The 8,778-nt window shown below is 39.5% G+C and carries 5 protein-coding genes; all 5 read right to left on the reverse strand.

The genetic code is table 11. The features are described 5' to 3' along the window. Window positions 1–137 precede the first annotated feature (137 nt). The 5 genes from MM239_RS20150 to MM239_RS20170 all read right to left on the reverse strand — a co-directional run bounded on the left by MM239_RS20150 (window position 138) and on the right by MM239_RS20170 (window position 8,297). Window positions 138–572 (reverse strand): hypothetical protein, encoded by a 435-nt coding sequence (locus MM239_RS20150; protein WP_241350130.1) that lies wholly within the window; start codon window positions 570–572, stop codon window positions 138–140. 312 nt (window positions 573–884) lie between these two features. Beyond that, window positions 885–1,106 carry a hypothetical protein gene (locus tag MM239_RS20155; RefSeq protein ID WP_241350131.1) on the reverse strand — a complete coding sequence of 74 codons (222 nt, stop codon included), beginning with the start codon at window positions 1,104–1,106 and terminating at the stop codon, window positions 885–887. Between the two features lie 1,217 nt (window positions 1,107–2,323). Next, window positions 2,324–3,721 carry a dihydrolipoyl dehydrogenase gene (lpdA, locus tag MM239_RS20160; protein ID WP_241350132.1) on the reverse strand — a complete coding sequence of 466 codons (1,398 nt, stop codon included), beginning with the start codon at window positions 3,719–3,721 and terminating at the stop codon, window positions 2,324–2,326. A 121-nt stretch (window positions 3,722–3,842) separates the two neighbouring features. Beyond that, entirely contained in the window at window positions 3,843–5,396 is a 1,554-nt protein-coding gene (gene odhB, locus MM239_RS20165) for a 2-oxoglutarate dehydrogenase complex dihydrolipoyllysine-residue succinyltransferase (protein ID WP_241350133.1), read from the reverse strand. Window positions 5,397–5,507: 111 nt separating this feature from the next. Then, on the reverse strand, window positions 5,508–8,297 hold the full coding sequence (locus tag MM239_RS20170; protein ID WP_241350134.1) for a 2-oxoglutarate dehydrogenase E1 component: 2,790 nt from the start codon (window positions 8,295–8,297) through the stop codon (window positions 5,508–5,510). Between the last annotated feature and the right edge of the window lie 481 nt (window positions 8,298–8,778).

Consider the following 8,778-nt stretch of genomic DNA (forward strand, 5'->3'; position numbering starts at 1 on the left):
TGGATAAACCAACTTTAAAGCTGATTTTCGTACATTAACATACAAATACGCGTCAATACGCTACAAAGGAGCACAAGACTCCAAATACTTGAATATTGGTCAGTAAATAATGTACCTGAGTAGTTACATTTGCTTAACTAAACGACATTGATACTATATTTCAAATTAGGCTTGCTGCCTTTGCTAACCTTAAACAACAAGTAAAACAACCAAATCCATAGAAATACAACAGTGATCCAAGCTTCGCTAATTACAAAAACAGATAGACCCAAGCCCCACCAGATTGAAGACCTTCTGAAGTCAAGATGAAGTCTGTAAATCAATTCCTCCAATATAGGTGCTAATACAGTAGCTAAGATAGCTACTAACCACTTATGGTCCTTCATTATAGTATCTGTCATATGATCAAATTGATCCATTCCTGCCAAATCCAAAATAATCGCATAAGGAATTACCACAGCAAATGTTATCAATAGCAAACTTATAAATTCCTTACCCTTGATATCTGTATAAGTCTCTGATTGGTACGGGGTTTTAAGAAAGGCAATTAGTTTGGTAAAAGTTTGTATCATCGTCTAGAGTATTTAATATGACAATAGTATTATTTAATTTTTCTCATTTCAACCTTGATCGAAGTGATCAAGAACCTGAAATTTAAGTTTTTACGAATTGTATTAAAAAGGGAAAACTCACCTTTGAGCCCACATTTAAAATTATGTATTATCTTGGTGTTTCTTCAATGAAATGAGGAGAGTAACTGGCTATGAAAAATAGTTAGTTCACCCCCTCAATTATATCCCTCTGAAATTCAAATACTCAAACCCATAATCATGTTTTAAGACATCATTAATGATATTGATTTTTTTTCTAATTGCATCATTATTCTACAACTTCATTTCTGCCACAATCAATTCACAAAGTGCTACTAATTTCTCTCTTCTAGCCTGAAAATCTTCAACAAGATTATTGAGCACTTCAGTAAAACCCCTTTTGCCTGTTTCCAAAAATGAATCTCTATCAATAGCAAAAAAAACTTGATACAACTTATCAAAATCCTTTTTCCCCTCCTCCTCCAATACGTGTCCATTTCCAACTACCCTTAGCAAGCCATCTAAGTATTACTTCCCTTTTTTGCATTCTTATCTATTATTTTAACTTTTCTTGGTATATAAAGTCAAAGACCAAGGGTAGTAACAGATTTTATGAGACATTAAAGACTTTGCAAAGAAGATGAAGTTTATCCAACTGAAATTTTTCTCTTTTCTTCAGTACCAAAACCTTTAATGAGAGCTTACCTCCTTTTCTTTATCACTCCTACTTTTTAATGGTCAATATAGGCAGGCAACCGATAAATATTCATCAAAAATCCAGGAGTCATGTTCATCCCATGATAGAGATAGTACTTTTTCATGTCATAACTTTAGGACTCATACGCTCTTAAATAATTAAAATTAACTTTCTCGGATGGTTCATATTTTTGAATCATCACATTTGATAAACTTAACTTATTGAGAAAACTCAGATTAGCCGAAAAATTGTCCTTCTCCACTAAAGCATTTGTACTAAGACTATCAAGTTTGTTGATAGTTTGTCCATAGTTTTGAGAGATACATAACCATAAGATCGCAATAAGACAAACTGATTTTTCAATGTTCATAATTTCTCTACCAAACGCATTATCTCTTTCAAATGAAGCAATTATAGCTTCTTCTTCAGCTGAAAGCCTTACAACTGGATTATCTTTCCAGAATTTAGGTTTGTATTTGGCTATTTCAAAGCTTTTAACATTCTCGACATTTATATCTTCTCTTCTAAGATTTTTAGGTCTCTGATAAAATTGTACATACGTGAAAAAAATTGAAGAAACATTTGAGGGAAAAACCTCTCCATCTTGAATTAAATCATGTTTGTGAACAACTTTTATAAACGTAATTTCTCCTGATTTATCCGAAAAACTAAATTGAAATGAATGTTTGGGGTTTTCAATTTCGATGATTTTTGATCCTAAATTACCTTATAGCTGGTCTGATCCTAAGGCATGATCTACATTCAAAGAATATTGAGCTAGGGATTTAGGTCTGACCATTTAATGGTTTGAGAGAACACAGACCAAGGGGTGGGTGCCATAAAAAAAGCTGTCCCAATTTACGAGACAGCCTTTTATTTATATATTCGAACCCTTTTTTTAGGGATTGGGAAAGATCTTTTACTCTACCTGATTTCGGAACCTAAAAATGCCAAAATAGCTGACAAATTAGGCAATGCTAATCTCTCTCTAGCGATCTCTGCACCTTTCCTCCCTTTGCGAGATTCTTCTATTTTCTTAAATATGTAGCGCCCTGTTGTCCGTAGCTGCCAAACATGCTTCTTTGAATGCTTCGGTGTAGGTCGGGTGGGCATGGGACATTCTGGAGATGTCTTCTGCCGATGCCCTGAACTCCATCGCCACCACGGCTTCTGCAATCATGTCAGCTACTCTAGGTCCTATCATGTGTACTCCCAGGATTTCATCCGTCTCTGCGTCAGCGAGTACTTTGACCAAGCCATCTGTGTCCATAGAAGCCCTAGCCCTTCCTGAAGCCATAAATGGGAATTTGCCAGTCTTGAACTTGATACCTTTCTCCTTCAGCTGCTCCTCTGTGTAGCCTACGGCTGCCACTTCTGGCCAAGTATACACTACTCCAGGGATCAGGTTGTAATTGATGTGTGGCTTTTGGCCTGCTATCACTTCTGCTACAAATGTCCCTTCTTCCTCAGCTTTATGTGCAAGCATTGCTCCTTTCACCACATCACCTATAGCGTAGATATTAGGCACATTGGTTCTCAAGTGATCATCCACTTCTACTTGCCCTTTATCATTTACCTTGATGCCAGCTGCTTCAGCATTCAAACCATCTGTATAAGGCCTTCTTCCGATAGATACCAAAACATAATCTGCCTTAAGCTCAACCGTTTCACCCTTTGCATTTTCGGCTTTGACGATGACTTCTTTGCCTTTGTTTTCTACTTCTACTACTTTATGCTTCAGGTAAAAGTCAAAACCAAGCTTCTTCAATGACTTCTGCAATTCCTTGCCCATAGTCTTGTCCATAGTCGGGATCAAAGAATCCATGTACTCTACCACAGAAACTTTGGCACCCATTCTTCCATAGACTGACCCAAGCTCCATACCTATAACACCTCCGCCGATTACGATGAGTTTTTTAGGGATTTCATTAAGATTCAATGCTTCTGTAGAAGTAATGACTCTCTTTTTATCCAATTTGATGAAAGGTAAGGTAGAAGGCTTTGAACCTGTGGCGATGATGATGTTTTTGCCCTGAATTTGTTCTGAAGAACCATCATCCTTAGTCACTTTCACAGTAGACTTGTCTACGAAAGATCCTAATCCTTGATACACATCGATTTTGTTCTTCTTCATAAGGTATTGGATACCTTCGACATTTTGCTTGACCACATCGTCCTTTCTGGAAATCATCTGCTTCAAGTCTACCTTTAGGCTGCTAAGGTTGATCCCGTGTGTTTTGAAAGTATGGGCTGCATTGTGATAATGCTCAGATGAATCAAGTAGCGCTTTGGAAGGAATACAACCTACGTTGAGGCAAGTACCTCCAAGTGTAGGGTATTTTTCCACAATCGCTGTTTTCATGCCCAACTGTGCTGCTCTGATAGCGGCTACATATCCTCCCGGGCCGGAGCCAATTACGATTACGTCGTACATTTTTTTAGATATTAGATGCGAGAAACAAGAAGCAAGACCTCAAGCTCGCCAAATTAAAACTTGATTTTATAGAAAAAGGTAATGGGTTATAATTCCCTCTACCTTCTAAATTCATCCTTTCTTATACTCCAAACAATAATCTTGTCGGGTCTTCTAGGAGTTGTTTTACCCTTACTAGGAAGCTTACGGATTCTCTGCCGTCGATGATTCTGTGGTCATATGAAAGTGCTAGGTACATCATTGGAAGGATTTTTACTTCTCCATTGACTGCCATTGGTCTTTCGACGATATTGTGCATCCCTAGGATAGCAGACTGCGGGGCATTGATGATCGGTGTAGACATCATGGAGCCAAAGATTCCACCATTGGTCAATGTAAATGTACCTCCAGTCATTTCTTCGATAGACAATTTGTTATCTCTAGCTTTGGTTGCCAGTCTTACCACTTCTTTTTCGATCTGCTCGAAACTCATCGCTTCTGCATTTCTGATTACTGGTACAACCAATCCTTTTGGTGCAGATACGGCGATAGAAATATCACAGAAATCATTGTAAACGATCTCGTTGCCATCTATTTGTGCATTGACTGCTGGCCACTCTTGTAGGGCTACACATACCGCTTTGGTAAAGAATGACATGAATCCAAGGTTGACCCCATGTTTCTCTTTGAACTGGTCTTTAAATTTCTTTCTTAGCTCCATGATTGGTCCCATGTTCACCTCATTGAATGTGGTAAGCATGGCTGTCTCATTTTTCACAGCTACCAATCTTCGGGAAACAGTTTTTCTGAGAGAGGTCATTTTCTCTCTTCTGCTATCTCTTGATCCAGCTACTTTAGGTGCTGCTTCAACCTTCTCTTCTTTTTTGCTTTCAGCTGGTTTGGCAGCTGGCTTTGGAGCTGGTTTTTCCGCCTTTTCAGCATCTTCTTTGGTGATTCTTCCATCCTTACCTGTTCCTTTGACATCCTTTGGATCTAAACCCTTTTCTGCCAAAATCTTCGCAGCTGCTGGAGATGCATGTCCAGTAGCATAAGTCTCTTTATCAGATGAGCTGCTACTATCACTTTTAGCCGAAGAAGCTGCGTCAGAAGAACTTTCAGAAGAAGCAGGAGCTCCTCCTTCGGTTACTTCGATTTTGCATATCAAGCCACCGATTTCTAAAGTATCTCCTTCTTGAGCTACATGTCTCAAGATACCATTTGCCTCGGCGGGAAGCTCAAAAGTCGCTTTGTCAGAATCCACCTCTGCGATAATCTCATCTAGCTCTACATAATCGCCATCTGCCTTTAGCCAATTGGCCAAAGTTACTTCGGTAATAGACTCTCCTACAGTAGGCACGATCATCTCTTTGACTTCTCCAGTAGCTCCACCACCGTTACTTTTACTTTCTTTTGGCTTATCTCTGTCTTCGTCTGACTTTTCGATCTCAGCACCTGCTTGACCATCTGTATTGATCTCACATATCACAGCACCGATTTCCAATGTGTCTCCTTCTCCAGCTTTGGTAGTCAATACACCCGCAGCTTCAGCTGTCAATTCAAAAGTAGCTTTATCTGATTCTAGTTCACAGATGACTTCGTCCATCTCGACATAGTCACCATCTTTTTTGAACCACTGACCAATAGTAACTTCAGTGATAGATTCTCCCACCGCTGGGACTTTAATTTCTAGGCTCATTGTTTTCTAATTTTTTTCCCCCAAATCGACCCTTGTCCGACTTAAGGTTAATTTAACATGAATTATTTTAAATTAAACCTAAGTCCCAAAATAATATTGGGACCAGGGGATTTATGTTATTTTTAATGCTTTCTTGATGATGTTATTTTGCTCTTCTACGTGGACCTTGTTGTATCCTGTGGCTGGAGATGCACTCATCTTTCTGGCGATCACATCCATAGGTAGCTCTTTCCAAAGCATTCTTAACATGAAATTCCAATACCCCATGTTCTCTGGCTCTTCTTGTACCCACACCACTTCTGCATTCTTGTAAGCTTTTAGGGCTTCTAGAATTTGTGTTTTAGGCAATGGATGTATTTGTTCCACCCTGATGATCGCTACATCTTTCACTTTTTCCTTCTCTCTCACTTCATCCAAATCATAATAAATCTTACCAGAACACAAGAGAACTCTCTTCACATCTTTAGCTTTCACAGTAGTATCAAGTATGATTTCTCTGAACCTGCCTGAAGTAAATTCCTCAATAGGAGACACCACTTTAGGGTGACGTAGGAGTGATTTTGGTGACATGACGATGCATGGTTTTCTAAACTCCCATGTCAACTGTCTTCTAAGCATGTGGAAAAAGTTAGAAGGCTCCGTGATATTGGCAACTACCATGTTGTATTCGGCAGAAAGTTGCAGGAATCTCTCTGGTCGAGCATTGGAGTGCTCTGGACCTTGACCTTCATAACCATGTGGCAGAAGCATCACAAGACCATTCATTTTTTGCCATTTGGACTCTCCAGAGGAGATAAACTGGTCAATCATAGTCTGAGCACCATTAGCAAAATCTCCAAACTGTGCTTCCCAGATCGTCAAAGCATGAGGATTGGCCATGGCATATCCATACTCAAAACCTAATACTGCATATTCTGAAAGCAGGGAGTTATATATACTAAACTTGCCTTTGCTTTCCTTCATTTCATAGAGGAAATTGTAAGGTTTATTTGTGGTAGAATCGTGTACTACAGCATGTCTATGAGAAAAAGTACCTCTCTGCACATCTTGCCCAGTGATCCTAACCGTCTTACCTTCTAGTAGCAATGAACCATAAGCTAGAAGCTCCGCAGATGCCCAGTTCAAAGACTTGGTGTTGAAAAACATGTCCTTTCTTTGCTTCAACTGTATGTCTATTTGCTTGATAGGTTTAAATCCTTTAGGAACTTTGGTGATTGCCTCGGCTACGATTTCGATTTGTTCAGTAGAGATAAAGGTTTCAGGAGACTGCTCAAAGTCTTCTGGATTAGACCTTCTCATAGATTGCCACTCTTGCTCAAACTTAGTAAACTGGTAAGGAAGTGGTTTTTCCTTGACCATGTTCAGTCTGTCCTGAAGCAACTGTCTGAATTCTGCATCCATCTGCTTGGCAATCTTGGCATCGATATCTCCTCTTTCTGTCAATTTTTTGACATAGATTTCTCTTGGATTGGGATGCTTGGAGATGATATTATAAAGCTCAGGTTGGGTGAACTTTGGCTCATCGGACTCATTGTGTCCGTGTCTTCTGTAGCAGACCATATCGACAAAAATATCTCTTTGGAATTTTTGCCTGAATTCAGCCGCAAGATTGGCAGCAAAAACAACAGCCTCTGCATTGTCACCATTGACGTGAATCACTGGCGCATCTATAATCTTGGCCACATCTGTACAGTAGATAGAGGACCTAGCATCGTCAAAGTCGGTGGTAAAACCAACTTGATTGTTGATCACAAAGTGGATCGTACCACCTGTATTGTACCCTTTTAGCCCAGCCATTTGAGTGACTTCATACACTATCCCCTGACCAGCAACGGCTGCATCACCGTGAATCAGAATAGGTAAGGCCTTATTTGAGTCTCCTTTATGCTGTGAGTCAATTTTGGCTCTGATAAATCCCTCTACTACTGGATCTACCGCTTCAAGGTGTGAAGGGTTTGGAGCCAATTTCAAATTCACCTTTTTATCATCTGGAGTGACAATATCGCTAGAATATCCCATGTGGTATTTCACATCACCATCACCCATGGTCAAGTCTGGCTTGGCAGTACCTTCAAATTCAGAGAAAATCTGCTCGTAAGTTTTGCCCATGATGTTGGCAAGGACATTTAACCTTCCCCTGTGAGCCATACCAATCATTACTTCCTCTACTCCCAAAGAAGCACCTTTGTTGATCACAGCATCAAGAAAAGGGATAGTACTTTCACCACCTTCGAGTGAAAATCTTTTCTGTCCAAGATATTTGGTATGCAAGAAATTTTCAAAAACAACCGCTTCATTGAGTTTAGAAAGGATTCTTTTCTTCTCCTCTGTGGCAGGATTAAAGGCAAGTGCCTCTTTCTCGATTTTGGTTTTTAACCAATCAAGCATTTCCGGGTCACGGATGTATAAGTATTCGAATCCCATCGGTCCTTCATAGATTGTTTTGAGGGATTCTATGATTTTTGAAAGTTTGGCAGTACCGATACCTATTTCAATTCCAGCTTGGAATTCGGTATTGAGATCATTTTGATCCAAGCCGAAGTCTTCCAAGTCGATCAGTGCTTTTCTATCTCTTCTCTCTCTTACTGGGTTGGTCTTAGATCTCAAGTGAGCTCTCGATCTGTGCGCATGAATGAGCGCCCTTACCTTAATCTCTTTAGGCAACTGCTCCATGTCCATAATGGTGCCTCTAGTAGCGAGTGCACCATTGGCGGCTGGCTTAGCTTGAGCTGGAGCAGAAACTCCGTCTTGGTCTTCACCATATTGAGCGATTGCGAATTCGAACCCATCAAAAAAAGTCTTCCAGCTTGGGTCAATAGACTCTGGATTGTTTTTGTAATCAGCATATAGCTCATCGATGTAGGCTACATGTGCATTGGCGATATAGGAATATTTATCCATGATTGAGTTTTTGCTAATGTGACAAAGGTATCGACTTCAGAAGTTTTATGAAAACCGTATATTCGTTTATACAAATATAATTGATATTCTACAAGATAAAACCTTAGGAGTAGATTCCGAATAAATCTGTAAAAGGTCTACATACATGCATATGGCAAGGAATTTTATATTGTAAAATAAAAAAATTCGAATGAAAATAAGGATACAAGTGCGTATAAATGAGTACAGTTGTTCTTGATAAAAATTTAAAATAGAGTAGGAAGATAGGGATTACTTCCCTATCTGTCCTCTCACACCACCCTACGTACCGTTCGGTATACGCGGTTCTTTAAGTTTTGATTTTAACCTTTTGGCAGTAGTCGGACAAGAATACATACCCTGCCTGCCTAAGTCTATGTAAGGTAATTGTAGTAGCAAGAATAAAACTATTGGCAATGTGCCAATATCCTTTTCTTGTGTTCGCCCACTCCCAAGCTTTGGA

Origin of the sequence: Belliella filtrata (assembly GCF_022549775.1) — a bacterium.
GTDB lineage: Bacteria > Bacteroidota > Bacteroidia > Cytophagales > Cyclobacteriaceae > Belliella > Belliella filtrata.

Bases quoted from the DNA above. Each gene is read 5' to 3' on its own strand.
- MM239_RS20170 (WP_241350134.1), bottom strand. From the start codon at position 8,297: ATGGATAAATATTCCTATATCGCCAATGCACATGTAGCCTACATCGAT.
- MM239_RS20150 (WP_241350130.1), bottom strand. From the start codon at position 572: ATGATACAAACTTTTACCAAACTAATTGCCTTTCTTAAAACCCCGTAC.
- lpdA (WP_241350132.1), bottom strand. From the start codon at position 3,721: ATGTACGACGTAATCGTAATTGGCTCCGGCCCGGGAGGATATGTAGCC.
- odhB (WP_241350133.1), bottom strand. From the start codon at position 5,396: ATGAGCCTAGAAATTAAAGTCCCAGCGGTGGGAGAATCTATCACTGAA.